We start from the raw sequence: 25,966 nt of genomic DNA, 5'->3' as shown, positions 1-25,966 counted from the left end.
TGCGATCTTCACGAGCCAGGCCTGGAACATGACGTTCAGCTTCTACCAGTCGCTGCGCACGGTGCCGCGCGATCTGGACGAGGTCTCGCGAGGTTTCCACCTCACGGGCTGGCAGCGTTTCTGGAAGCTCGAAGTGCCGTTCTCGATGCCGGGCCTCATCTGGAACATGATGATGTCGATGTCGGGCGGCTGGTTCTTCGTGGTGGCTTCCGAAGCGATCACGGTGGGTAACAACACGATCACGCTGCCGGGCGTTGGCGCGTATCTGGCCCAGGCGATCGCGGAAAAGAACCTGCACGCGGTGGGCTGGGTGATCCTCGCGATGATCGTGGTGATTCTCGCGTACGACCAGTTCCTGTTCCGCCCGCTGGTGGCCTGGGCCGACAAGTTCCGCATGGAGAACACGAGCTCGGGCGACGCGCCGGAGTCGTGGCTGCTCGACCTCATTCGCCGCACGCGCCTCATTCACCGCCTGCTCGTGCCGATGGGCTTCATGCTCGCCACGCTCGCGCGCATTCCGTTGCGCGTGCAACTGCCGAAGTCGCTGCCCGTCGTTACCACGATCAGCAAGCGCTCGCGTCTTGGCGACATCGTGTGGGCCGTGATCGTGATCGCGCTGACCGTGTTCGTGGTGTGGCACGTGGTGGCGTATGTGCGCACGGGCGTGACGCTCGATGAAGTCTGGCACGTGTTCGTGCTCGGGCTCATCACGCTCCTTCGCGTGATGCTGCTGATCGCCATCGCCTCGGTGATCTGGGTGCCGCTCGGTGTGCTGATCGGCCTGCGCCCGGCGCTCGCCGAGAAGGTCCAGCCGCTCGCGCAGTTCCTCGCGGCGTTCCCGGCCAATCTGCTGTTCCCGGTGTTCGTGATCGTCATCGTGCGCTTTCACCTGAACCCGGACATCTGGCTCTCGCCGCTCATCGTGCTCGGCACGCAGTGGTACATCCTCTTCAACGTGATCGCGGGCGCGAGCGCCTATCCGAACGATTACAAGGAAGCGGCCACGAACTTCCGCATTCGCGGCTGGCAATGGTGGAAGAAAGCCATGCTGCCGGGCATTTTCCCGTACTACATCACGGGCGCGATCACGGCTTCCGGCGGGGCATGGAACGCGAGCATCGTTTCCGAGTTCGTGCAGTGGGGCGACACGAAGGTCGTCGCGCACGGCCTTGGCTCCTACATCGCGCAAACGACCGCCGCTGGCGACTTCCCGAAAATCATTCTGGGCATCGCGATGATGTCCCTGTTCGTTACGCTGTTCAACCGCGTGCTCTGGCGTCCGCTGTACACGTACGCCGAGTCCCGGCTGCGCCTCGATTGAGATGGAGTGACATCATGCTGAATCCGAAAATCGTCTCATCCGACCTGCTGCCGATGCGGCCCGCTCCCGGCGAGGAAGTGCTCGCCGTCAAGCATGTTTCGCGCGGTTTCGCGAAGAAAGAGGACGAGCGCCTCGTGCTCGACGACGTGAACCTCACGCTGCGCGAGGGCGAGATCGTCGGCTTGCTGGGCCGTTCCGGCTCGGGCAAGTCCACGCTGCTGCGCATCATCTCCGGGCTCATCGAGCCGACCGAAGGCGAGGTGAACTGGCTCGGCAAGCCGCTCGAAGGGCCGGCCGAAGGCGTGTCGATGGTGTTCCAGACCTTCGCGCTGTTCCCGTGGCTCACCGTGCTGCAGAACGTGGAAGCGGGTCTTGAGGCGCAAGGCGTGGGCGCGCGCGAGCGCCGTGAGCGCGCGCTGGCGGCGATCGACCTGATCGGTCTGGATGGCTTCGAAAACGCCTACCCGCGCGAGCTTTCCGGCGGCATGCGTCAGCGAGTGGGTTTCGCTCGCGCGCTCGTGGTCGACCCGACGCTGCTGCTCATGGACGAGCCGTTCTCCGCGCTCGACGTGCTGACGGCCGAAACGCTGCGTACCGACCTGCTCGACCTGTGGACGCAAGGGCGTCTCCCGATCAAGTCGGTGCTGATCGTCACGCACAACATCGAGGAAGCGGTGTTCATGTGCGACCGCATTCTCGTGCTGTCGTCGAACCCGGGGCGCGTGTCGGCTGAAATCAAGGTGCCGTTCAAGCATCCGCGCAACCGGCTCGACCCTGCATTCCGCAAACTCGTTGACGACATCTACGCGAAGATGACCGCGCGCGAAGCCGCCGAGGCCACGCATCGCCGTCTCGAAGTGGGCAGCCGCTTGCCGGACGTGTCGACCAACATCATGGCCGGTCTGATCGAGACGCTGGCGGCCGCGCCGTATCACGGCCGCGCCGACATGCCGGAAATCGCGCGCTCGCTGCATCTGGAAGTGGACGACCTGTTCCCGATCGTGGAAATGCTGCAGCAGCTCGGCTTTGCCGACGTGCGCGAAGGCGATGTGCTGCTTACGCCGCCCGCCCGCGTGTTTGCGGAGATGGGCACGCAGGCGCGCAAGCTCATGTTCGCCGATCACCTGCTGCGCAACGTGCCGCTCGCGGCGCGCATCAAGAAGGTGCTCGACGAGCGGCCTGGCCATCGCGCGCCGCGCGTGCGCTTCGAACAGGAACTGGAGGACGTGCTTTCCGATGTCGCCGCGGAAGAAACGCTCGATACCGTGGTCGAATGGGCCCGTTATGGCGAGGTGTTTTCGTATAACGACCAGACTGAGATCTTCAGTCTCGAGGACGTCGAGGCATAAGGCCTGGCGCCTCGTAAAAAACAAAAACGGGCGGTTCAATGAACCGCCCGTTTTTTTTGCCTGCAGAATCGGCTGGCCTTATTGCTGCCCGATGCCGAGCAGTTCGATTTCGAACGTGAGGTCGCTGTTCGGCGGAATCGGGCCGACTGCGCGATCGCCATAAGCGGTCGCCGCCGGGCAGGTCAGCTTCGCCTTGCCGCCGACCTTCATCTTTTGCACGCCTTGCGTCCAGCAAGGAATCACGCGATTGAGCGGGAAGCTCGCCGGGCCGCCATGCTTGTCGGAGCTGTCGAATTCGGTGCCGTTCGCGAGCGTGCCGCGATAGTTCACGCGCACGACGTCGGTGGCGGCGGGTTGCGGACCGGTGCCTTGCTTGAGGTGTTCGACGACGACGCCAGACGGCAACTTGTCGATGGTGTTGGCGGCGAACGCGGTCGTTGCAACGGTGGCAGCGGCGACCAGGGCAATCAGTGATTTCATGAGAAGTCCTCGTTGAATGGCGCGTTGATTATATCGGGAGCCTCGTGTGGGCTCCGGTTCGTGGCCGGCGACTGAAAAGGTGAGCTTCTTCGGGACTCACCGCGCCGCGCGTGCGGCGCACCAAGTCACCGCGCGCAGACCCTTGATTAGACGGAGAACTTTACGCCGTCAGCGTTGCGTCGCGGCGCGGCTTGCATCGTATTGGTGAGCTTTTTCGGGAGCTTCGCGGTGCGAAACGAAGGGTGAGGCCGGCGCGTCAGAGTCGCGCACCGGCTACGAGGTCAGCACTTCAATTCGCGCATCAATTCGGCTTACCGCTCGACGACCCGTTACCGTCACCCGAAGCACCGGCGCGGCCAGTGCGCGGCTTGCCCCCTTGTGAAGCAGCTTGCGAAGCGCCGCGCGATTGTTGTGCCCGCGAGCGATCGACGTTGGCATCATCGCTGGCGTCATCGTGCTCGTCGCCGTACGTGCGCCCTTCGACATCGTCATCGTGCGACATGCCAACGAGGAAGCTGCGCTGCGGATTCGCCAGCTCGATGCCGCGCTCCGTGAAGCGCAGCAACACGCGCTTGTTGAACTCGCGCTGCACGCCCCAGCGCGCCGAGTCCTTGCACTGAATCTGCCCGGCGAGCGTCACGGCCGCGCCATCCACCTGATCGACGCCCCAGTACGCGAAGTCGCTGAGAATGCCGTTCTTGAACGCGTCTTCCTGGCGGATCTCGGCGCCGATTTCCTTCAGCGTGTCGATCGCGCGCTGCAGATCCGCGCCATGCGCGATCTGCACCTTCACCGCCGCGTTGCCGATGCCGCGATTCGTGTTGTTCACGGTCGTGACCGAGCTGAACGGTACGGTGTAGAGCGAGCCGTCGCCGCCGCGCAGGCGCACGGTGCGGATCGAGAGAAACTCGACGGTGCCCGAAACGCCTGCCACCGTCACCCAGTCGCCCACCTGCATGGCGTTTTCCGTCAACAGGAAGATGCCGGTGATGAAGTCTTGCACGAGCTTTTGCGAGCCAAAGCCGAGCGCTACGCCGAAGATGCTCGCGCCCGCGATGAGCGGCGCGGTATTCACGCCGAGCTGCGAGAGCGCGGTCAGCCCGACGATGATGAGGATCGAAACGAACAGCGTAGTGCGGAACATCGGCAGGAGCGTGCGCAGACGCGCGGCGCGCACGAAGTCGCCGGCGTCGGTCCACGCATTCAGGCGACGTTCGGCCGCGCCGTTCGCGACCTCCCAGATCGCGACGGCGGCCACGATGGCGACGGCGATCGTGAGCAGCGCGGAGCCGAGCAGATGCCCGATGGGCGCGAGCGCGAGAATGCGTGCGGGGCGCACGCCCCAGGCGTCCAGCACCAGGTCGATCGTCACGAGCCAGATCGCGGCAATGACGATGCGCCGCAGCGCCGGATAGTAGCGGTAAGCGCGACGCTGGCCGAAGCTCATGTTGCCGATGTCTTCGCGCACGCCGAAGAGCCGGCTCAAAGCGCCCAGCACCACGATCGCACACATGCGTCCGGCGAGCATGATGATGAGCGAGAGTCCGCCCGAGCGCACCAGTGCGGCATAGCCGCCGCGCAAGTCGAGCGCCCAGACGAACCACAGCGCGACGACGACGAAGAGCGCCACGCCGACCCAGATGTCGGCGAACCACTGCAGGAACCACGCGTACGAACCGTGTTGCGCGGCGGCGTTGCGAATGGCATCGGCCACGGGGCGGCGCAGTTGCAGGATCATCACGGCGAGCGCGAGGTGGCCGATCAGCGTGACGAGCTTCACGAGCGCGACATGCGCGTCCTCGGTCATGCCGAGCGACACCGCGCCGCCAATTGCGCCGCCCACCCCGCCGATCACGACGAGGCGCACGAGCCAGCGCTGCGCGTAGGCGGCCCAGTCGTCGGGGAGCGGCACGAGGCGCAGCGCGGCCGCGTCGGGCGAGAACAGCAGCTTGCCGAATATGGCGACGATGCGGCAGATCACATAGGTATCGACGATATGGCCGACCGCTTCGGCAGGCGCGGCGTCATTGGGACCGAAGAACGAGAGCACGGCCGCGGCGCACAGGCCGAACGCGACCACGGGTACGGCTTCGAGCAGCATCACGAGCAACGCGCCCGGCAGACGCTGCAAAAGGCGCCAGTGATGCGCGCCACGCAGCGCGTGGTACGCCTCTTTCGCACGATCGGCGGCGGTTTTCGGCGAGGCGTTGGCATTGTCCCCGGCTTGCGCCGCGACCACCGTGGCGCGCGCTGCCGCGTTGGCGCTCGCGTTCGCGTTGGGGCCGGCATTCGGATCGCTGTCCTGATTGTCCTTGCCATCGGCCGGTTGCATGCCGGCGGCTTCGCGCAGCGCTTCGTCCTGCGCCTCGGCGGCTTTCGTTTGCGCGGCGAGCGCGACACTCGTGCCCGTCGCTTCGGGCGTTTGCGGCTGCGGAGTTGGCGTGCCGTCTTGCGCGAGGGCGGCCTCCTCGCGCTGTTTGGCTGCCTGATGCGCGGCAATGGCGCGCTCCGGCGTGGCGATGACGCGGCGCAGCAGCGTGGCGAGCGCGAGCGCGGGCACGAGCGTGAGCAGCAGCACACGCAGCAGGGCGAGCAGCAGTGCATGGCCTTGCGGCGTGTTCAGATGGTCCTGCCACCAGTTGCGCGTGGACCAGAGTCCCAGCAGTGTCGAGAACGTATGGTTCAGATGCTGGCCGGCCATGCGCGCGCCGTGCGCGGCGTTGTCGGCGATCTGCACGACGAGACCGTTGGTGCGCAGCGCACCAGCAAGCGGCGCGGAAGCAGGCGCGGCCGCCGATGCACCGGTGGCCGCGGCGGGCGCACTGGCCGGTGCGCTCGCCGAGGCGGGCACGGCCAGCGCACCGGCGGCGGCGATGGCGCGCAGCGTGTCTTCCATGTGGCCGCGCTGCACGGGATCGTCGAGAACCTTGAGGGCGGCTTGCGCCTGGGCAGGCGTGAGCGCAACGGGTGCGGCGGGGTTGTTTGTGTTGGCGTCGGGCGTGGGCGCGGCAGCCGGGGCGGGATGCGCCGGGCTCGTGCCGGGTTTGAGCGCTTCGGCAACGGCGGCTGGTGTCGCTGCCGATGCGGCAGACGCGCCGAGCGCGAGCATCAGACCGGATAAAACGGCGAGTACGGCGAAGAGGGCACGCGGGCGCGAAATGCGCGCGGACCGAAAGGCAAAAGAAAGGGACATCCTTGTCATTGGCATACAGGGCGCGACTGCGGCGACCCATCAGTGGCGGCAGATTGAAAAGACAGCGGGGACGAAACGCGCGGCAGGAAGCGCTTTGGCGTGGCGCACAGCTTGCCGTCGCCCGATTCGCCGGAACGTTCGACGCGCTGCCGCAATTTTGGTGCCCACTTTATGCGCGGGTGAGCCACATGGCGTTTGCGGAACCGCAAAAAACGGCGCGGCGCGCGCAACGAGAGTGCTGACTATTGCGGGAGTATGCCTCTTTTACCTTACGAACGCGGATGAGGCGCGCACGCCGGACGCCGATAAAAGGGACGCTTCATCGGCTGATGGATGTCGCCGCCTCCGCGGGTTTTGATCAGTGGCGCGTGCGCCCGGGCGAATGCTAACGTTGCATGGTCCACCATCCAGGCCCGCCAGAGGCCGACGAGGAGAGCCATGAACAGCGTCAGCATGACCGGAGTGCGCAAGGGCAAACTGAGCCGCACGCAGTTGATCGTCGCCGCGACGATCGGCAATGCGCTCGAATTCTTCGATTTCACCGTCTACAGCTTCTTCGCGCTGACCATCGGCAAGCTGTTCTTTCCCACCATGTCGAGCTACGGGCAGTTGCTGGCCTCGGTGGCGACCTTCGGCGTGGGCTTCGTCATGCGGCCGCTGGGCGGCATCGTGATTGGCGCCTACGCCGACCGCGCCGGCCGCAAGCCTGCCATGACGCTCACGATTTTCATGATGGCGCTGGGATGCATGTTGATCGGACTGGCTCCCACCTACGCGCAGATCGGCGTGGCCGCACCGGTGTTGATCGTGTTCGCGCGATTGCTGCAGGGCTTTTCCGCGGGCGGCGAAGTGGGCGCCTCCACCACGCTGTTGATCGAGGCGGGCACGCCAGTCAATCGCGGGCTGCTCGGCAGTTTCCAGTTTGCGAGCCAGGGGATCGGCGTTTCGCTCGGCGCGCTGATGGCAGGACTCCTGACGACCTTCCTCACGCCCGACACGCTGCTCGCCTGGGGCTGGCGCGTGCCCTTCCTCATGGGTGTGGCGATCGCGCCGATCGGCATGTGGATTCGCAGGCGCCTCGACGAGCAGTTGCCGGAGCAGGCGAGCGTGGTGCGCATGCCAGTGCTTACCGTGGTGCGCGACCACTGGCGGCGCGCGGCGCTCGGCATCCTGCTGACGATCGGCTCCACGGTCACGGCCTATGTCGTCACGTTCTATATGCCGACCTATGCGATTCACGAGCTGAAGGTGCCCGCGCCCACGGCGTTGCTGGCGGGGCTGGTCTCGGGCGTCGTGACTTTCGTGGTGGGACCGCTCTCGGGGATGCTGTGCGATCGTTTCAGCCGCCGTACGCTGATCTTCTGGCCGCGCGTGGGCGTTTTGCTGCTGATCTATCCGGCGTTTCTCTGGCTGACGAGTGAGCCGGACGCCACGCGGCTCCTGATCACCGTGGGCGGCCTGAGCGTGCTGCTCGCGCTGCAGGCCGCACCTTCCATCACGATGCTGCCGGAGATGTTCCCGCGCGCCGTGCGCGCGACGGGCATGGCGATTGTCTATGGCATCGGCGTGGCGATTTTCGGCGGCTTTGCGCAGACCGTTGCCACCTGGCTCGTCAAAAGCACGGGCAATCTGCTCGCGCCCGCGTGGTACGTGATGGCGTGCGTGGCGATCTCGTGCCTTGCGCTGCCGTTCATTCGCGACCTCACGGGCAAGCCGCTCGAGGATTGATTGCTAGCTTGCCCGGCGCGCCGCTTCGAGATTCGAATTGAGCTGGCGCGCAAGACCATACAGCAGGCCGAGCGACGGCGCCGCAATGCCCACGCGCTGCGCCAGTTCATACGGCGCGCCGACGAGCGCATCGACTTCGAGCGAGCGGCCCGCCTCCACGTCTTGCAGCATCGAGGTCTTGAACGCGCCTAGTTTGCGCGTGATCCCATTGCGCTCCTCGATGGTCATCGCGAGGCGAATGCCGAGCGCTTCGCCAATCGCGCGCGCTTCGGCCATGACCGCGCTCACGAGTTGCGCCGTGAGCGGGTCGTCGAGAATGACGTCGGCGGTCGATCGCGTGAGCGCGCTGATGGGGTTCATCGTCATGTTGCCCCAGAGCTTCGCCCAGATATCGGCTTGAATGGGCGCGGCTTTCGTGACCTCGAAGCCAGCGCGCGCGAGCAACTCGCGCGCCTCTTGCGCACGCGCGGCCATGGGCGCCGAGCCTTCACCGACGATCAAATGATTGCCGCCGCCTTTGCGAATCACGCCCGGCCCCGCAATTGACGACGACAGGTGCACGACGCAGCCCGAAGCCTGCGTAGGCGGCAACGCCGCTGACACGACGCCGCCAGGATCGACCGCTTCGAGCCGGCCGTTCGTGTGCGTGCCGCCGAATCCGTGGAGAAACCACCAGGGCACGCCGTTCATCGCCGAGACGATATGCGTGTGCGGACCCACGAGCGGCGCGAGCGAAGCCGCCGACTGCGCGAGCGCCTGGCCCTTCAGGCAAATGAAAATGAGGTCTTGCGCGCCGAGCGAGGCGGCGTCGCTCGTGGCGTTCACGGCTTGCGTGTAGCGCGTGTCGCCTTCAATGACCGTGAGACCGTCGCGGCGGATCGCTTCCAGATGTGCACCGCGCGCGAGCAGATTCACGGCGATGCCCGCACGTGCAAGACGCGCCGCGATCAGGCCGCCAATTGCACCGCCACCGACGACAGTGACCTTTTGATTCGGGGTGTTCAACCTTTCACTCCTGATATGAGGGGTCGATGCGCGCGGCACGACGAATTAGCGCGTCGAGCACGTTCTGGCCCGCGCCATGGGCGGGCGAGAACTGCAGCGCGTCGCGCGTCGCACGTTCGGTAATGGCGGGTGCGATCGGCAGCGCCTGCCCGCGCATCGAATCGGTCACGACTTGCACTTCGCACGCGCGATTGAGCGTCCATAGCAGCGCGAACGCGTGCGCAAGCGTCACGCCATGCGAGAGCAGCCCGTGGTTGCGCAGGATGAGCAGCCGCTTGTCGCCCATCGACTTCAGAATGCGCGATTTTTCTTCGGCGTGCACGGTGATGCCTTCGAAGTCGTGATACGCGACCATGTCGTGCAACTGCGCCGAATAGAAGTTCGTATATGCGAGACCGCCTTCCATGCACGCCACCGCGAGCCCGGCCGTGGTGTGCGTATGCATGACGCAATGCGCGTCTTCCACGTTTGCATGAATGGCGCTGTGGATCACGAAGCCGGCCGGGTTGATCGGATACTCGCTCGGGCTCAGGACATTACCTTCGAGATCGATCTTGACGAGATTCGAGGCCTTGATTTCGTCATACGTGAGCCCGAACGGGTTAATCAGGAAATGTTTGCGCGGCCCGGGCACGCGCAGCGTAATGTGGTTGAAGATCAGTTCGGTCCAGCCCATGAGATGAAACACGCGATAGACGGCGGCAAGCTGTACGCGCGTTTCCCATTCCGTGGGGTCGCACCATTCGGGGCGCGAGCGCTGGATGTTTTCATTCATGAACGTCTCCTCATGGCTGGCTCTGATCACGCCGATCCTACGCGCAAATAAATGCGTGTGCAAGCATCAATTTTTTCATGAAATACCTGAAAAACCAGTCTTTTATCGATGCTATCCTGATGGCGTTTGCCGCATTTCGCGGCCGCTGAGAACCAGGCGAGAAGACGAATGACGGGGAAGTTCAACATTGCGGAGCTGTTCACCTACCGGCTCCATGTGCTCAAGAAGCAGACCGACCGCACGATGAGCGACGCGTTCGAGGCAGCGCTTTCGCTCTCGCTCACGGAGGCGCGGCTGCTGCTCAGCGTGGGCGCGTTCGGATCGTTGTCGGTGTCGGATCTCGGGCGCGTGTCGAATCTCGACCGCAGCCAGGCGAGCCGCGCCACCGACGTGCTCGAACGCAAGGGCCTGCTCGTCAAGACTTCGAACGAGGCGGACGCACGCGGCGTGCTCGTGGCGCTCACCGCACAGGGGCGCAGCACCTACCGGCGCGCGACGACAATCTCGAAGGCGACGAACGACGCGATTCTCGCCACGCTGAGCGAGCACGAACGCGAAGTATTGGCGGGCGTGCTGGCCAAGCTCGTGGCGAGCGGGGAAGAGGGCGAGTGAAGCGGCGAATGAAGCGCGCTAGCCGCGCGCCGCAGGCTGGCGGAATTTCGCGGCTAGTTCACTCGCGCTGCGCGCAAGCAACGACACGTCGCTGCCCACGGCAACGAACGTCGCACCCGCTTCGAGATATTCGTTCGCAATGGCTGGATCGGCCGCGAGCACGCCCGCGCCCTTGCCTTGCGCGCGCACGGTGCGGATACCCTTGCCGATTGCTTCGCGCACCTGTGGCGAGCCTGGCTGGCCGAGCAGGCCCATCGAAGCGCTGAGGTCAGCCGGGCCGAAGAACACGCCGTCCACGCCTTCCACGTTCGCGATTGTCTCGAGCTGCGCGAGCGCGCTTGCCGTCTCCACCTGGACCAGTACGCACAGTTCCTCAGCAGCGTGATGCAGATAGTCGGCGGAACCGTTCCAGCGCGAAGCGCGCGCAAGCGCGCTGCCTACGCCGCGCACGCCGTGCGGCGGATAGCGCGTCGCGGCCACGGCGGCGCGTGCCTCGTCGGCGTTCTCGATCATCGGCACGAGCAGCGTTTGCGTGCCGATGTCGAGCAGTTGCTTGATGATGGCGGCGTCGTTGCGTACCGGCCGCACGATCGGGTGCGTCGAGTACGGGGCGACGGCCTGGAGTTGCGCGAGCGTGCTGCGCAGATCGTTGGGCGCGTGCTCGCCGTCGATCAAGAGCCAGTCGAAACCCGTGTTCGCGAGCAGCTCGGTCACGTACGAGTCGGCCAGCGCAGCCCACAGGCCGATTTGCGGGCTGCCCCGCGCGAGCGCACGCTTGAAAGGGTTGGCGGGTGTGGACATTGCTATGGAATCCTGATCAGACGAAACTGAAGCCGATGCCGCCGAGCGGGCCGTAATCGGCATGAAACGTATCGCCCGCGCGGGCGGGAATCGGGGCCGTGAATGAGCCGCTCAGAATCACGTCGCCGGCTTCGAGACGCTCATCGTGACGCGCGATCTTGTTGGCAAGCCAGGCGACGCCCGTGGCCGGATGGTTGAGCACCGCTGCCGCGAGACCGCTTTCCTCCACGGCGCCGTTCTTGTAGAGCAGCGCGCCGACCCAGCGCAGGTCCACGTCGAGCGGCCTGACCGGGCGGCCGCCCAGCACGACGCCCGCGTTGGCCGCAAAGTCGGATATCGTGTCGAACACCTTGCGCGGCGCCCTGGTGTCGCGGTCGAACTGCTCGATGCGCGCGTCGATGATCTCGATGGCCGGTGTGACATAGGCCGTCGCGTCGAGCACGTCGAAGAGCGTGACGTCGGGTCCTTGCAGCGGCCGGCTCAATACGAACGCCAGTTCCACCTCCACACGCGGCGCGATGAAACGGTCCGCGCGAATATCGCTGCCTGCGGCGATGAACATGCTGTCGAGCAGCGGTGCGTAGTCGGGCTCGTCGATCTGCGACGAGCGCTGCATGGCGCGCGACGTGAGGCCGATCTTGCGGCCCTTGATCGTGTGGCCCGCCGCGAGCTTGAGTTTGACCCACTCGCGCTGGATTGCGTAGCCGTCGTCGATCGTCATGTCCGGATGCGAGCGCGAAAAATGCCGCAACTGCGTGCGCGTGCGTTCCGCTTCGTCGAGCTGCGCGGCCAGCTCGCGGATGGTTTGCTGATCTAGCATCATGAATTCCGGTGCGCGTGAGCTCAGGTTTTGAGCCGGGCGTGCAGGTTGTTGTGCTTCCACGCGCCTTCCTCGCTGAACTCGACGATTTCAAGCGATAGCGCGAGGCCGTGCGAAGCGAAGGCTTGTGCGAAGTGCTGCTTGATCGCTTCGAAGAGCGCCTCGCCGGTCGCCCGCCGCACGGCTTGCGAGCGGCCCGCACCGATCTTCAGGCAGCCATGCAGGAAGGCATTCCCGGGATTGCCATCGGCAACGAAGTACTGTTCGCAACGCAGCGCGCGCGTGCGAATACCGCCACGCGGGTAGACGCGTGCGCCGGTTTCGTCGCGTTGAGCGTCGAGCACATGGGCTAGCGTTTCGCAGAGCTGACCGATGTTGCTCGCGTCGGCGAGATTGGCGCTGTATTCGAGCGTGAGATGGGGCATCGCTTGCTCCGTTGTTCAGACCGGCAAGGGCGTGACGGGCAGGATCGCGTTGATCTGCCCGGTGCCCGAGCTGCCGAAATATGGCGTGACGACTTCCGCGCGGCCTTCGTAGCGGTCCCAGCCAAGCGCCCCGAGCAGCATGGCCGTGTCGTGCATGCCGCCTTCGCCCCAACACTTTTCGTTGTACATCGGCAGCATGTCGCAGAAGGTTTTCCAGTCGCCGCGCTCCCACATCGCCACAACGTTTCGATCGGTCGTTTCGAGGAACGGGTCCCAGACCTTGTGCATGAATTGCTCGGCGGTGCCGTTGTTGGCGAAGTGGTGGCTCAGCGACCCGCTTGCGAGTATCGCCACCGTGCCGTCGTAGCGCTCCTCGATCGCGCGGCGTACGGCGAGTCCGAAGCGCGCGCTCATGGCGAGGTCATGCCACATGCACCAGCCCGCCACCGAAACGGTGCGGAAATGCTGGTCGCCGTTCATGTAGCGCATGGGCACGAGCGTGCCGTATTCGAGGTCGAGCGTCGTTTCGCTATGTGCGCGCGTTTTCACACCCATTTCGTTCGCGACATCGGCGATCAGGTGACCAAGCTGCGGATTGCCGGGGTACGCGTACGGCATGTTCTTGATGAAATGCGGCAGCTCGTTGCTCGTGTAGACGCCTTCAAAGCGCGGCGCACAGTTGATGTGATACTCGCTGTTCACGAGCCAGTGCACATCGAACACGACGATCGTGTCCACGCCCAGCTCGCGGCAGCGCCGGCCGATCTCATGGTGACCATCGATGGCGGCCTGACGGCAACCCTTGTGCGGGCCGTCCAGTTCGGAAAGGTACAGCGAAGGCACGTGCGTGACCTTCGCGGCGAGCGCGAGTTTGCCCATTACACGCCCCAGTGCGGAATGTGATGCGAGCCCAGCGACACACACACGTTCTTCGGCTCGAGGAACACTTCGTAGCTCCACGTGCCGCCTTCGCGGCCCACGCCCGAAGCCTTCGTGCCGCCGAACGGCTGGCGCAGGTCGCGCACGTTCTGGCTGTTCACGAAGCACATGCCCGCTTCGACGGCGGCCGCCACGCGCAATGCGCGACCCGTATTCTCGGTCCACACGTAGCTGGAGAGGCCGTAGGCGATGTCGTTGGAAAGACGGATCGCGTCGGCTTCGTCTTCGAAGGGAATCAGGCACGCGACCGGTCCGAAGATTTCCTCCTGTGCGATGCGCATGCGGTTGTCGACATCGACGAATACGGTAGGTTGAACGAAGTTTCCGTTCTTGACTGCATCGGGCAGCGCGGGCGCGTCGAGGCCGCCGCACGCGAGCGTGGCGCCTTCCTTCGGTCCGAGTTCGATATAGCTGCGTACCTTCTCGAGATGGCCCTGGCTGATCATCGGGCCGACGATGGTTTTCTCGTCGAGCGGATCGCCCACGGTGATGCGCTTTGCGCGCTCGATGAAGCGCTGCGCGAACGTCGCGTAGATCGAGCGCTGCACGAGAATGCGCGAGCCGGCTGTGCAGCGCTCGCCGTTGTTCGAGAAGATCATGAACACGGCGGCGTCGAGCGCGCGTTCGAAATCGGCGTCGTCGAAGATCACGAACGGCGACTTGCCGCCCAGTTCCATCGAAAACTTCTTGAGGCCCGCAGCCTGCACGATGCGGTTGCCCGTAGCTGTGGAGCCCGTGAACGACACCGCGCGTACGTCGGGATGCGCGACGAGCGGCTCTCCCGCTTCCTTGCCATAGCCGTGCACGATATTGAGCACGCCTGCCGGAATGCCCGCGTCGAGTGCGAGCTGGCCGAGCATCGAGGCCGTGAGCGGTGACAGCTCGCTCATCTTCAGCACGGCCGTGTTGCCGAATGCGAGGCAAGGCGCGACCTTCCACGTGGCGGTCATGAACGGCACGTTCCAGGGCGAGATGAGCGCGCATACGCCCACGGGATGAAACAGCGTGTAGTTCAGGTGCGTGGACGTGGGATACGTGTGGCCGTCTACGGCGGTGCAGACTTCGGCGAAGTAGCTGAAGTTGTCGGCTGCACGCGGCACCAGCTGCTTGCCCGTTTGCGAAATGGTCTGGCCCGTGTCCTTCGTTTCGGTTTGTGCGATCTCCGGCACGTTCTTCGCGATCAGCTCACCGAGCCTGCGAATGGCCTTCGCGCGCTCGGCGGCGGGCTTCGCGGCCCACGCGGGAAAGGCGTCTTTCGCCGCGCGCACGGCGAGGTCGACTTCCTCTGCGCCGCCACGCGCCACTTCCGCGAGCACGTCCTGGTTCGCCGGATTCACGGTTTCGAAATAGTCGCGCCCTGCGTGCGCGCGGCCGTTAATCAGATGTTCGATTCGCATGTCTAATCAGTCCAGTATTCGATTCGTTGCCGGATCAGCGCCCGTACTCGGCATCGCTTGCAATGGTATTGACCAGACGGCCCAGGCCGTCGATCTCGCACACCACTTCGTCGCCTGCATTCACGTTGACGACGCCTTCGGGCGTGCCGGTCAGAATGACGTCGCCGGGCGCGAGCGTCATGAACCCGCTCAAATACTCGATGAGTTCCGCGATGCCGGTGACGAAATCGCGTGTGTTGCCGTTCTGCTTGAGTTCGCCGTTCACGTAGGTGCGCAGGCCGAGCGCGTTGACGTCGGCGATGTCGCTCGCATCGACGAACCAGGGCCCAAGCACCGTGCCGCCGTCGCGGTTCTTCACGCGCAGGTTCGGGCGGTAGTAGTTCTCCAGATAGTCGCGGATCGCGTAGTCGTTCGCGATCGTATAGCCGGCCACGTACTGCATGGCTTCCTCGCGTTTTACGTTCTGCGCCGTGCGGCCAATCACGACGGCAAGCTCGCACTCGTAGTGCATGAACGTAACGTCGGCGGGGCGGCGCGTGGTGCCGCGATGGCCGATCACGCTGCCCGGCCCCTTGAGAAACACGAGCGGCTCCTCCTGCTTCGAGAACTGCAGCTCCTTCGCGTGTTCCGCGTAATTGAGGCCGAGCGCGAAGATCGTGCCGGGCTCGAACGGCGCGAGCCACACAACTTCATGCTCCTCGCGCACGCGACCGTCGGCGAGCCGCACGCGGCCGCCTTCGGGCGTGGCTTCGTGTATCGCGCCTGCGTAGGCAACGCGTCCGCGCATCATGGCTGTTCTCCCGGCACCATGCCTGCCGCGACGAATTCGATTTCGAGCGGCGCCCAGTCACTCATGACGATGGTTGCGCGCGCACCGGACTGAACCACGGGCGCACCATGTGGCACGCCGAGCGTGACGACGTCGCCAGGGGCGAGCGTCATGAAGTCGGTGACGTCGGCGAGCAACTGGGCGACGCCTCGAACGTTCGTAGCCGTAGTCGCACTGAAGGTGGCGCCGCCTTCTACGTTCACGGCAATGACAAGCTGATCGGGATCGGCCACATGACGGCGCGCGACCACGGCAGGGCCGATCACGCAGAAGTTGTCGCGCGCTCGAAACCGCACCGAAGGACGATAGACGCTCGCATGCGGCACGCTCAGGTCGGCCACGAGCGTATAACCCGCGATGTAATCGAACGCTTCATGCACGGCGACGCGTGTGGCGGCGCGTCCAATCACGATGCCGAGCGACGCGCCCACTTGCACGCCTTCGCTGCCCGGCACGGCCACGCGCGCACGATGCCCGGCGTGGGTATTGCGCGGCTTCAGATAGAGAATGGGCGCGCGCGGCGGCGCTTTATAGGGGGGCGCGTTCACGGCGTCGCCGAGCGCTTCGAGCGCGTGGCGGTCGTTGAGCAGCGTGCCGTAGACAGCGCCGCTCACAGGCGGCCGGCAGCGCGCGCCCGTGGCGAGCAACGCGCGCACGGCTTCGGCGCCAACGTCGCGCGGCAGCGCCTCGCCTTCGACGTGCAGCAGGTGATCGGCAACGGAAAACATGGCTTGGATTCGCTTCACAGAAACACTAATATGTGAGTGATGGTGCGCTTGCTATGATCCGTCGTCAATCGTCGATGAGATTTTTTCGGGTTTCCCCTGGGGCGCCCCGTTCCTTGTTTTGTTGAAACCGCCATGTCCGATACCTCGCGTCCGACCACTCGCGTTGCGCACCGCAACCTGCCCATGCTGCTGTTGCGCGCGCGCGAAAAGATGATGGAGCGCTTTCGCCCGCTCATCACGTCGCACGGCCTCACCGAGCAGCAATGGCGCGTGATACGCGCGCTCAACGAAAGCGGACCGCTCGAACCGCGGCAGATTTCCGACCTGTGCACGATATCCAGCCCGAGCATGGCTGGCGTGCTGGCGCGCATGGAGGCGCTCGGTCTCGTGACGAAGGAGCGTTTCGCCGACGACCAGCGGCGCGTGCTCGTCTCGCTCACGAAGAAAAGCCATCAGCTCGTGAAAGCGATTTCCAAAGAACTGGAGGCGCGGTACAAGGCACTCGAGGCGGAGGTGGGACCGGAGGTGGTCGAGCGCGTGTATCGCGCGATCGACGATCTGCTCGCCGGGCTCGAGGAGTGAGTACGGCGAGCGCCTTCAGCGGGCTCGCGCGTAAAGGTGAGGTTTTTCGGGAGCGGTCCGCGCGGATCGTTCGGACCGTGTTTGGCAGCCTCGCGAGACTAGGCGAGCGAAGCGAATGCCTCGTCGAGTTCGGCGGCGTTTTGCGGACGCACCACGCGCGCGACCTCCACGCCGTCGCGCAGGAAGATGAGCGTGGGCCAGAGCTTCACGCGAAACGAGCGGCCTAGCGCGCGGCCCGGTCCATCTTCCACTTTCAGGCGGCGCACCTGTGGATTGCGCTCGAACGCCGCGCCGATCAGCGGTTGCGCGCCCTGGCAATAGCCGCACCAGTCGGTGCCGAATTCGACGACGGCGGCCCCGCCGAGCGAGTCGATTTCCTTGCGGGCGGGCGCGTTCGTTGCGTAGCTCATCGTGTGATTCCTCGCATTGGCATCTGCAGACATCGACATACGATACCGCATTGCTCCGCTTCGTTCAGGCCTCGCTTCGACGCCGACGCTGAGGTTCGCGCCGACATTCAACCGATAGGTGAGGCTTTTCGGGAGTGAGCAGGTTTGCACCGGTTCACGCACCTTGCGACGCATTGCGCGAGCGTGAGGCTCGGGCCGTCGCGAGCAAATCTGCCTTGAAAACAAGGGAAAAACACAAAACCGGCATGCGATGCGGTGAGCGAAAGTGGATCGAGCGCCGCACTCGAAGCCGCGTGAACCCACGCTTCGAAGCGCAAAGGTGAGCGTTTGCGGGAGAGGCCGAAGTGCGCGCCTCGCGAACGTCTGAAGCGAGCCGTGGCACCCGCCAATCCATCGCGCGAAATCCACATTAGCGCTGATTTCAGGGCGTTTTCTCACCGCCACGCGTCGCGAAGCGACAAGCCGCCGCGCCCGAGGCCACTGCGCGCCGGCGGCAAAGGTGAGAAGATTCGGGAGCACACTTGGCGTTGCCTCTCGCGCTGCCGGCCGTCGAATGGACGCCCGCACCCGATGGGTATATAACATTAAAAAGTGCGGGATTCTTTTGACTACTGCTCACCAAGGGAGATCGACTTCATCATGACGAGCGACGACACGCAAAAGCAGGACGCTCAAAAGCCTGGCGAGGGTTCATCGCAACCGGATCTGGAGAGTCTGAACGCCGCCCTCAGTCACGTCGACGAAGGCGTGAAATCCGGCAAGATCGCGGCGGGCGCGGCCAAGGGCCTCGTCTTCAGTCTCGTTGAAACGCTGGGTGCGCTGGTGGGCGACCCCGACCTGCCGCAGCACGCGCGTTCGGGCTACGAAGGTTTGCTGGAGGCGGCGCGCGAACTGCGCGCCAAGCTGGAGCACTAGTCTTTCCCAACAGTGCGGCTGCGCTGTTGCCAACCAGCTTCGCCAATCCGGCAGCCGCACGCTCACACAGCCAGCAGGGCGGCCGCAAGGCCGTCCGGCGCGGCGCCGATGCGCAGTTCCGGCGTGCCGTGCCAGTCCGCGCAACGTTGCAGCGCCCGGCGCAAGTCGGCCACCAGACGGCCACTCGCGCGCACGCCGGGCTCCAGATGCAGCGACTTCACCTCGAACACCTGTTGCCCCCGATGCGCCTTGGCGTCGACACGCCCGATAAGCCGTCCGCGGTTCAAGATCGGCAGTACGAAGTAACCGTACCTGCGCTTCGCAGCCGGCACGTAGCATTCCATGGCGTAGTCGAAGTCGAATAGCGCCAGCGCGCGCTTGCGGTCCCACACGACCGGGTCGAAAGGCGAGAGCAGGGACGTGACGGTGGAGGCGAGCTTGCCGCTCGCCGCGTCGTCGATGAGCGGGGCGTGCTCGCGATGCACGAACGCGTCGTGCTTCCAGCCTTCCACGCGCACCGGCAGCAACTCGCCCGCGTCGGCGAGCGCATGCAGCGCTTCGGCATACGGGCGGCGCGGCAGGCGGAAGTAATCGGCGGCCCAGTCCGCACGGATCACGCCGAGCGCGCGGCAGGAGCGCAAGAGCAGCTCGCGCTCCGCCTCGGCGCGCGGCGGCAGATCGCGCGTGTCGTTCCAGTTTGGCAACACGCGCTCGGCCACGTCGTACACGCGCTGGAAGTTGTGCCGCTGGGCCACCATCAGCGCGCCGGTTGCGAACAGCACTTCCAGATGCCGCTTCTCCGGCTTCCAGTCCCACCAGCCGTTGCCCTTGTCGCCCTCGGCGCGTGCAAAGTCGGCGGAACGCACGGCGCCATCGGCGCGAATGCGTTCGAGCAGCGCATCGATTTCCTCGCGGTATTGGTCGTGCCACTCGGCCGCGTATTTCCAGCCCATGCCGGAAGGATCGAGCATGCGATGGCGCATTAGCCCGTAGTCTTCGATCGGCAGGAAACACGCCTCGTGCGCCCAGTACTCGAACAGGCGCCCTTGCGCGAGATGCGCGTCGAGCCAGGCCGGCTCGAACGCGCCAATGCGGCTGAACAGCACGAAATAAGGACTGCGCGCGACCACATGGATCGTGTCGATCTGCAATTGCGCCATGCGGCGGATGGCGTCGAGCACGTCGTCCTGCGTTGCCTTGCGGCGAGGCGGCGCGAGCAGCCCTTGCGCCGCGAGGTGCAGCGTGCGCGCCGCCGCGAGCGGCAGAACTAGTGGCGAACCGGCGTCGGCAACCTTCGGCGCTTCTGCAATATCAGCAACGTTCGCACCGCGCTCACGCATGGACGCCCGCAACCACCGTCACCGGCCGCAGCGCCGCGAGCCGTTGATGGATCTGCGCGACCACGGCCGCGCCTTCGCCCACCGCGGCGGCCACGCGCTTGGTCGAGCCCGCGCGCGCGTCGCCGATCGCGTAGACGCCCTCCACCGAAGTCGCGAGGCTGCACGACTCGTTGTCGCCCGTCAGCACGAAGCCGTGCGGGTCGAGCTTCACGCCGCACTCGCGCAGCCAGCCCGTGTTCGGGTCGGCGCCCGTGAAGAGGAACAGGTGGCGCGAATCGAAATGGTCGATGCCTTCCGGGCACGGCGTCTTCAAGCGCACCGACGTGAGCGTGCCGCCGTCATCGCCCAGGCCGCCGATCTCGCTGCGTCCGTGCACCCGCACGTTCGCGAGCGACGCAATCCGGTCGATCAGATAGCGCGACATCGTCGATTCGAATCCGGTCTTGCGGATCAGCACGTCAATCTGGCGCGCATGCGTGGAGAGGTAGACGATCGCCTGGCCCGCCGAATTGCCGCCGCCTACCAGCACGACGTTCTCGTGCTTGCAGAGTTTCGCCTCGACCGGCGAGGCCCAGTAATAGATCCCGCGCCCCGTATAGCGGTCGATGCCCTCGATCGCGGGCTTGCGGTACACCGCGCCGCTCGCGATCACCACGGTATGCGCGCGCACGTCGCCGCTGCAGGTTTCGAGCCGGCGCGGTTCCTCATCGCAGAACAGCCTGCGCACCGTGACCGGAATGGCCACGTGCGCGCCGAACTTCTGCGCCTGCACGAACGCGCGGCCCGCGAGCGCCTGGCCCGAGATGCCGGTGGGAAAGCCCAGGTAGTTTTCGATGCGCGAGCTTGCGCCCGCCTGGCCGCCCGGCGCGCGCGAATCGAGCACGATCACCGAAAGGCCCTCGGAGGCGGCGTACACCGCGGTGGCGAGACCGGCCGGGCCCGCGCCCACCACGGCGACGTCGTAGACGCGCTGGCCGTCGAGCTCGGGCAGGATGCCCAGACACGTGGCCAGTTCGGGCGCGCTGGGATGGCGCAGCACCGAGCCGTCGGGGCAGATCACGAGCGGCAGGTCTTCGCAGCGCGCGGCGAAACGCTCGACCACACAGAGCATGCCTTCGTCGCGTTCGTCGACCACCGAATACGGATGGCCGTTGCGCGAGAGAAAGCCTTGCAGCGAAACGAGTGAGGGATCGTCGTGCTTGCCCACGAGAATCGGGCCGCCCGCGCCCTTTTCGATGAGCGAGACGCGGCGCAGGATCAGCGCGCGCACGATGCGCTCGCCGAGCTCGGCTTCGGCGACGATGGCCGCGCGCAACTGCTCGGGCGGAATCAGGATCGCATCGACGGGTTCGAGCGCGAGGCCGTCCACGAGCGCCGGGCCGCCCGAAAGCTGGCCCACTTCGGCGAGGAAATGCCCGCGCCCATGTTCGACGATGAGCCGCTCGCGGCCCAGCCCGTCGCGCTGGAACACTTTGACCGAACCGGAGAGCAGCACGAACATGCCAGGACCGGTTTCGCCCGTGCGAAAGAGCAGATCGCCCGCCGCATAGTGGCGCTGCTCGCCGAAGCGGGCAAGTCGCGCGACTTCTTCGTCGGTGAGCTGCGGGAACATCTGGTGGCGCCGCGTGGAGAGCGTCGAGAACGGCGCTTCAGCGGGTTGCGGCTGCGTGTCGGAGTGGCGGCTCGCGGAAGGAAGTTCCGCGGATTCCGGAACCTCGGCTTCGGTGATCGTGCCCATCTGGCGGTTCTCCTCGTGCGGGCGGCTCGGGAGCGGGCCGCCCGGATCAGACAGCTTTAGGCGTGATGTTGACCGGGACTTCGGCGTGGGCCATCAGCTGGAGCGACTCGAGCGTGCGGCCTGCATCGCGCCACGCGTCGAGGCCGCCGAGGAGCGGCACCACATCGGTAAAGCCGGCCTCGACGAGCTTCTTCGCCATCCAGGCCGCGGAAATTTCATTGGGGCACGAGCAATAGATCACGAGCTTCTGGTCGTTCGGATATTTGCCGACGATCTCGTCGAGCTTGCGCTCGTCGGCGAATAACGCGCCCGGAATGATGTATGGATCGAGCTTGCGCTTTTCCTCTGAACGAATGTCGAACACCACGGGCGGCGGCTTGGCGCCCATTGCGCGGTAGAGGTCGTCCACCGTGATGCGTGCGCTCGCGAGCTTTTTGATGAGTTGCCGGCGGCGCTGCCAACGGTAGGTCGCGTAGAGCAACAGCAGCACGACCACCACGACAGCGGCAAAGCGCCCAAGGCGGCTTGCACCGGCGAGCATCATGTCGATCTGCGGTGCGAACATCACGCCGATAAGCAGCCCGGTGCCGGACCACAGCGCCGCGCCGATGCCGTCGAAGCCGACGAACTGGCGGTAGGGCACGCCCATCGCGCCGGCCAACGGCACGGAAACGAGCGACAGTCCCGGCACGAACTTGGCGATGGCGAGCACGCGCACGCCCCAGCGGCCGAAAAAGCGTTCGGTCTTTTTTACGCAGGTGTCGCGCGAAAGCGAGAGTTTGCAGAGCGTCTTGAGCGTGTTGCCGCCGTAGAGGCGCCCGGCCATGAACCACACGCTGTCGCCGATCAGCATGGCGAAGATGGCGAGCCCGAGCACCGGCGCGACCTGCTGGCCGATCGATCCGGGATGCATGGCCGCCATCGCGCCGAACAACACGAGCGCGGGCATCGCGGGCACGGGCAGCCCTAGCGATCCGGCGAGCACATTGATAAACACCAGCGCAGGCCCGTACTGCGCGATGAGGTCATGTAGCATCGGCTTACTTCCGTTGCGCGTTTAAGCGATGAACGGGAAAGATAGGAGGGTAACGTAAAGATTATGGACGCATTTCGTAGGCGTGCAAGCGACCCCCTGTAGGAGCGCGTGCGAATGCCTGCCGTGTGCGGCGGGCATGTGAAAAAAGCGCCGGATTGAGAAGCGGTGGTCGCGCTGGGCGCGAGATGAGCGGAAAGCGTCAGAACGCGGCACACGAGACGATGCGTGCCGCGCTCGTGACGCCGTTTTCCGTGCGCTTAGCGCGTGTGTGATTCCCCGGGCAGCTCGGCACCTTGTGCGCGAATTGCCGCGATCAGCTCGGCCGGCGTGATTTCGTAACGCACTTCGCGATGGATGCCAGGCTTGCGCTCGTCGACTTCGACCAGCAAGAGGCTTTTGCCGTCGGCCGCCGATTCGAGGCGCAGTGAACGCAGTTCGCGTCCGGTCGCGTCGTCATGCTCGGTGAGCAGGGTCATGTTTCCGGAAGACCCGGTCGTGCGCATTGATATTGTCCTCGTGCGTTGGGTGGTCGAGCCATTGTACGGGGTCGGCTGCACGGCGTGTTTATGCAAGTGAGCGCCGACACACACAGCGAGATCGCTGTGCCGCGACCCTGGCCAGCCAGTGTAACGCGACTCGCCGCCACGCCGCCCGTTTTTGCGCGCCCTGCAACGGGCCATGCGAAATGCGTTGCGCGTTGCACCGCTGTCATGGTTGCGAAGCAAAGCGATGCCAGGCGAGAGGCGGGCGCAACAGAAAAAACGGCTCACCCGGGCAGGCCAGGTGAGCCGTTGAAACGCCGTTGTTACTCGGATCAGCAAACCGTGGTACGGCTTGCTGACGGTTTTCATGGTGCCGCCCGGGCGCCGCACTGTCGAGATGGGACTAACGCCGATCTCTCAGACCATTGGGACCGGCAGCCGAGGTCGTTATGCTGCGATCTCCCCGGCCGTTTCGGCGAGATTGACGCTCTCGCGGCGTGCGGGTGTGCGAGCGTGCTTCGAGCGCTTTGCCGCTTCCGCGCCCGCGACGGTAAAGAGGCGTACGGCTTCGTCGAGCACGTCGGCCTGTTCGGCGAGCCGCATCGCCGTGGCGGCGGCCTGTTCGACGAGCGCGGCGTTCTGCTGCGTGGCGCTGTCCAGATGCGCCACGGCCTGATTGACCTGGCGGATGCCCTCGGCCTGCTCGCCGCTCGCGTTTGCGACCTCGGTGATGATCGACGAGACGCGGCTCACGGCTTCGTCGATCGAGCGCATCTGCGCAGTCGTGTTGCCGACGAGCCGCGTGCCCTCGGCAATCTCGTTCACGCTCGCGTCCACGACCTGCTTGATCTCCTTGGCCGACGCCGCGCAGCGCTGCGCGAGCATGCGCACCTCGCCCGCCACCACGGCGAACGAGCGGCCCGCTTCGCCCGCGCGCGCGGCTTCGACGGCGGCGTTGAGCGCGAGGATATTGGTCTGGAACGCGATTCCGTCGATCACGCCGGTGATGTCGCTGATGCGGCGCGAAGCGTCGGTGATGCCCGACATCGTGCGCTCCATCTGCGCCGCGATCGAGCCGCCCTCGGCGGCGGCGGACTGCGCGTCGCGCGCGAGATCGAGCGCGCGGGCGCTCGCTTCGGCATTGGCCTGCACGGTGGTCGTGAGTTGATCCATCGTGGCCGCGGTTTCTTCGAGCGATGCGGCCTGCATTTCCGTGCGGCGCGAGAGATCGAGATTGCCGCTCGAGATTTCGTGCGCGGCTTCGAGCATGCCGTCGATCTGCGAACGCACGTCGAACACGATCGCCGTGAGATTGGCCTGCAACTGGTTGAGCGCCTGGAGTACGTCGCCGAGATCGTCGTTCGTGGCGACCGCGAGCGTGGCCGTGAGGTCGCCCGCGGCCATGCGCGTGGAGGCCGTGGTCATTTGCGCGAGCGGCGCGCCGAGATGGCGCGTGGTGAGGCGCCAGGCGCCGAGCGCGCACACGCAGGCGGCGCCGAACGCGCCCCAGAAGGGCAGCGGCGGCAGACCTTGCCAGGCGGCGACGCCGGCAGCGGCGAACACGGTGGGCACGGCGCCATAGCCGAACGCGATGCGCGTGGCGATCGGCACGCGCAAGAGCGACTGCAGCGCGCCCACGAGGCCCGTGCGCACCACGCGGCCGTGGCGCAGCCGCACGCCTTGCAGACGGCCCTCGCGCATTTGCGCGTAGAAGGCTTCGGCGGTGCGGACTTCCTCGCGCGTGGGTTTCACGCGCACGCTCAGATAGCCGACCACCGTGCCTTGCTCGGAGACGGGCGTGACGTTCGCGCGCACCCAGTAGTGGTCGCCGGACTTGCGGCGGTTCTTGACGATCGCGGTCCAGGGGCGACCTTCACGGACGGTTTCCCACAGATCGGCGAATGCTTCTGCCGGCATGTCCGGATGCCGGATGATGTTATGCGCCTTGCCGATCAGTTCTTCTTTCGTAAAGCCAGACACCGCGACGAACGCAGGATTGCAGTACTGAATGCGGCCCTTGAGGTCGGTGGCCGAGACGAGCATCTGCGAAGCGGGATAGTCGAATTCCTGTTGCGTGACGGGTTGATTGTTGCGCATGAGATTCCTTCGATGGGGTCCGCTTGAGACCCAACAACACAGCGAGGCATAACGGCATTTCCCTTACAAACTTTAGGGGTATGCGTATTGTTGGGGCGCGTGAGGCGCTGCGCGTGCAGCGAGAAAATCCGTTGTGCTATCAATGGATTGGCGCGGATGTTGGGGGGTGTATGCACAGACTTTTCCCCGTTAACTGTGGACAAGTCCAGTGCCTCCAAAACGTGCAACTTCTCTGTCGCGTGGTGCATTGGTGTTTCCGATCAACGGCTTAGCTTCGCTGTCCAGAAGTTGTGCACAGGGCTGCCAACAAAATCTGTGGAAAAGGTGGGTGGGTTTCGAGGGCGTTCGAGCTGCCGTTGCTGCGATTGGGAACGCTGTGGGTTAACTGAAACGCATCAAGGACTTGATGCGGTCTTCCAAGGGTTACGCACAGGGCTGCCAACAAAATTTGTGGGTAACTTTGGGCGGTTTTGTGCGAGTTCCATGAACTTCTGTTCCGCTCAGATTCAAAATGCTCACCTGTTGGCTTCGGCTCAGACAACAATCCAACCAGACCATCCGTTTTGTGCGGACAACCAATCGATGATCATCAGCGGACACGTGTTGCTCAAGCGCTCCGCCGCCGATCATGACCGCACACTGGCTGAAGGCAGTGGCCCGCCCGGCAATGCGGTGCCGCGTCTGCCGGAGACGCTCCCGATCTGCCAACCCTGTTCAGTGCACGTTGCCCCTCGTTTCCTGTTATCGAGCGCGCCCTGAATTGGATGAACATGCCAGGAACAACTGCAAGCGTTTAAAGCGCACATCCCGTCCCATCGAACTGGCGTAGCAGGCCGCGAAGGTGTATCCCCAGTTCTCGCTAGCGCGTGGTTGATTGACGACGCTCAAGCAGTGTCGGTATGTCTCAATGTGTTCATGCGCAATGAATCGGACTGCGTACCGATTTGGGAATTGTCCTGTTGTG

The 25,966-nt window shown here is 65.2% G+C and carries 23 protein-coding genes; 6 read left to right on the top strand and 17 right to left on the bottom strand.

Going from position 1 to position 25,966, the window contains the following annotated elements; all coding sequences use genetic code 11:
* Together U5A57_RS25875 and U5A57_RS25870 are read left to right on the top strand one after the other, a co-directional pair.
* Positions 1-1,321, top strand: a 1,321-nt coding sequence (locus U5A57_RS25875) for an ABC transporter permease (protein ID WP_321914468.1), incomplete at its 5' end; no start/stop codon positions are given.
* A 14-nt stretch (positions 1,322-1,335) separates the two neighbouring features.
* Positions 1,336-2,670: a nitrate/sulfonate/bicarbonate ABC transporter ATP-binding protein gene (locus U5A57_RS25870; RefSeq protein ID WP_321914467.1), complete on the top strand. Its 1,335-nt coding sequence runs from the start codon at positions 1,336-1,338 to the stop codon at positions 2,668-2,670.
* A 78-nt stretch (positions 2,671-2,748) separates the two neighbouring features.
* Here the strand turns inward: U5A57_RS25870 and U5A57_RS25865 are convergent, their stop codons facing one another.
* Both U5A57_RS25865 and U5A57_RS25860 read right to left on the bottom strand, forming a co-directional pair.
* Positions 2,749-3,150 carry an FKBP-type peptidyl-prolyl cis-trans isomerase gene (locus U5A57_RS25865; protein ID WP_321914466.1) on the bottom strand — a complete coding sequence of 134 codons (402 nt, stop codon included), beginning with the start codon at positions 3,148-3,150 and terminating at the stop codon, positions 2,749-2,751.
* A 301-nt stretch (positions 3,151-3,451) separates the two neighbouring features.
* Positions 3,452-6,343 carry a mechanosensitive ion channel family protein gene (locus U5A57_RS25860; RefSeq protein ID WP_321914465.1) on the bottom strand — a complete coding sequence of 964 codons (2,892 nt, stop codon included), beginning with the start codon at positions 6,341-6,343 and terminating at the stop codon, positions 3,452-3,454.
* A 438-nt stretch (positions 6,344-6,781) separates the two neighbouring features.
* Between U5A57_RS25860 and U5A57_RS25855 the strand changes: the two genes are divergently transcribed.
* Positions 6,782-8,071, top strand: coding sequence for an MFS transporter (locus tag U5A57_RS25855; RefSeq protein ID WP_321914464.1), 1,290 nt, complete (start codon positions 6,782-6,784; stop codon positions 8,069-8,071).
* A 3-nt stretch (positions 8,072-8,074) separates the two neighbouring features.
* On the opposite strand, the gene U5A57_RS25850 is transcribed toward U5A57_RS25855, so the two are convergent.
* Both U5A57_RS25850 and U5A57_RS25845 read right to left on the bottom strand, forming a co-directional pair.
* Positions 8,075-9,076 (bottom strand): 2-dehydropantoate 2-reductase, encoded by a 1,002-nt coding sequence (locus U5A57_RS25850; protein ID WP_321914463.1) that lies wholly within the window; start codon positions 9,074-9,076, stop codon positions 8,075-8,077.
* 4 nt (positions 9,077-9,080) lie between these two features.
* Positions 9,081-9,851, bottom strand: a complete 771-nt coding sequence (locus U5A57_RS25845) for a class II aldolase/adducin family protein (protein WP_321914462.1) — start codon at positions 9,849-9,851, stop codon at positions 9,081-9,083.
* A 168-nt stretch (positions 9,852-10,019) separates the two neighbouring features.
* Between U5A57_RS25845 and U5A57_RS25840 the strand changes: the two genes are divergently transcribed.
* Entirely contained in the window at positions 10,020-10,463 is a 444-nt protein-coding gene (locus tag U5A57_RS25840; protein WP_321914461.1) for a MarR family winged helix-turn-helix transcriptional regulator, read from the top strand.
* An 18-nt stretch (positions 10,464-10,481) separates the two neighbouring features.
* Here the strand turns inward: U5A57_RS25840 and hpaI are convergent, their stop codons facing one another.
* From hpaI to U5A57_RS25805, 7 genes are read right to left on the bottom strand one after another with little or no spacing between them, the layout of a single operon-like run.
* Complete coding sequence (hpaI, locus tag U5A57_RS25835; protein WP_321914460.1) at positions 10,482-11,264, bottom strand: 4-hydroxy-2-oxoheptanedioate aldolase; 783 nt, start codon at positions 11,262-11,264, stop codon at positions 10,482-10,484.
* A gap of 16 nt (positions 11,265-11,280) precedes the next feature.
* Positions 11,281-12,084 (bottom strand): 2-oxo-hept-4-ene-1,7-dioate hydratase, encoded by an 804-nt coding sequence (hpaH, locus tag U5A57_RS25830; RefSeq protein ID WP_321914477.1) that lies wholly within the window; start codon positions 12,082-12,084, stop codon positions 11,281-11,283.
* Between the two features lie 23 nt (positions 12,085-12,107).
* Positions 12,108-12,509 (bottom strand): 5-carboxymethyl-2-hydroxymuconate Delta-isomerase, encoded by a 402-nt coding sequence (locus tag U5A57_RS25825; protein WP_321914459.1) that lies wholly within the window; start codon positions 12,507-12,509, stop codon positions 12,108-12,110.
* A gap of 15 nt (positions 12,510-12,524) precedes the next feature.
* Positions 12,525-13,388: a 3,4-dihydroxyphenylacetate 2,3-dioxygenase gene (gene hpaD, locus U5A57_RS25820; protein WP_321914458.1), complete on the bottom strand. Its 864-nt coding sequence runs from the start codon at positions 13,386-13,388 to the stop codon at positions 12,525-12,527.
* Entirely contained in the window at positions 13,388-14,845 is a 1,458-nt protein-coding gene (hpaE, locus tag U5A57_RS25815; RefSeq protein ID WP_321914457.1) for a 5-carboxymethyl-2-hydroxymuconate semialdehyde dehydrogenase, read from the bottom strand. The genes hpaD and hpaE overlap by 1 nt, the downstream gene beginning before the upstream one ends.
* A gap of 34 nt (positions 14,846-14,879) precedes the next feature.
* On the bottom strand, positions 14,880-15,635 hold the full coding sequence (locus tag U5A57_RS25810) for a fumarylacetoacetate hydrolase family protein (protein WP_321914456.1): 756 nt from the start codon (positions 15,633-15,635) through the stop codon (positions 14,880-14,882).
* The gene (locus U5A57_RS25805; protein WP_321914455.1) at positions 15,632-16,402 is read right to left on the bottom strand and encodes a fumarylacetoacetate hydrolase family protein; all 771 of its coding nucleotides are present in this window, start codon (positions 16,400-16,402) and stop codon (positions 15,632-15,634) included. The genes U5A57_RS25810 and U5A57_RS25805 overlap by 4 nt, the downstream gene beginning before the upstream one ends.
* Before the next feature lie 183 nt (positions 16,403-16,585).
* Between U5A57_RS25805 and hpaR the strand changes: the two genes are divergently transcribed.
* Complete coding sequence (gene hpaR, locus U5A57_RS25800; protein ID WP_133183917.1) at positions 16,586-16,984, top strand: homoprotocatechuate degradation operon regulator HpaR; 399 nt, start codon at positions 16,586-16,588, stop codon at positions 16,982-16,984.
* Positions 16,985-17,082: 98 nt separating this feature from the next.
* Here hpaR and U5A57_RS25795 read toward each other — a convergent pair whose 3' ends face one another.
* Entirely contained in the window at positions 17,083-17,394 is a 312-nt protein-coding gene (locus U5A57_RS25795) for a thioredoxin family protein (protein WP_321914454.1), read from the bottom strand.
* Positions 17,395-18,033: 639 nt separating this feature from the next.
* On the opposite strand from U5A57_RS25795, the gene U5A57_RS25790 reads away from it, so the two are divergent.
* The gene (locus tag U5A57_RS25790) at positions 18,034-18,309 is read left to right on the top strand and encodes a hypothetical protein (protein ID WP_321914453.1); all 276 of its coding nucleotides are present in this window, start codon (positions 18,034-18,036) and stop codon (positions 18,307-18,309) included.
* A 62-nt stretch (positions 18,310-18,371) separates the two neighbouring features.
* Here U5A57_RS25790 and U5A57_RS25785 read toward each other — a convergent pair whose 3' ends face one another.
* The 5 genes from U5A57_RS25785 to U5A57_RS25765 form a co-directional block, all read right to left on the bottom strand.
* Positions 18,372-19,649: a winged helix-turn-helix domain-containing protein gene (locus U5A57_RS25785; RefSeq protein WP_321914452.1), complete on the bottom strand. Its 1,278-nt coding sequence runs from the start codon at positions 19,647-19,649 to the stop codon at positions 18,372-18,374.
* On the bottom strand, positions 19,642-21,387 hold the full coding sequence (locus tag U5A57_RS25780; RefSeq protein ID WP_321914451.1) for an FAD-dependent oxidoreductase: 1,746 nt from the start codon (positions 21,385-21,387) through the stop codon (positions 19,642-19,644). The genes U5A57_RS25785 and U5A57_RS25780 overlap by 8 nt, the downstream gene beginning before the upstream one ends.
* 46 nt (positions 21,388-21,433) lie before the next feature.
* Positions 21,434-22,423: a DedA family protein/thiosulfate sulfurtransferase GlpE gene (locus U5A57_RS25775; RefSeq protein WP_321914450.1), complete on the bottom strand. Its 990-nt coding sequence runs from the start codon at positions 22,421-22,423 to the stop codon at positions 21,434-21,436.
* 257 nt (positions 22,424-22,680) lie between these two features.
* Positions 22,681-22,926 carry a hypothetical protein gene (locus U5A57_RS25770; protein ID WP_028207914.1) on the bottom strand — a complete coding sequence of 82 codons (246 nt, stop codon included), beginning with the start codon at positions 22,924-22,926 and terminating at the stop codon, positions 22,681-22,683.
* Between the two features lie 426 nt (positions 22,927-23,352).
* Positions 23,353-25,002, bottom strand: coding sequence for a methyl-accepting chemotaxis protein (locus U5A57_RS25765; RefSeq protein ID WP_321914449.1), 1,650 nt, complete (start codon positions 25,000-25,002; stop codon positions 23,353-23,355).
* Positions 25,003-25,966 lie beyond the last annotated feature (964 nt).

This window comes from Paraburkholderia sp. J11-2, assembly GCF_905220185.1.
Classification (GTDB): Bacteria; Pseudomonadota; Gammaproteobacteria; order Burkholderiales; family Burkholderiaceae; genus Paraburkholderia.
The sequence above is the reverse complement of the archived record's forward strand: the minus strand, read 5'-3'. Positions and strand labels throughout refer to the sequence as shown.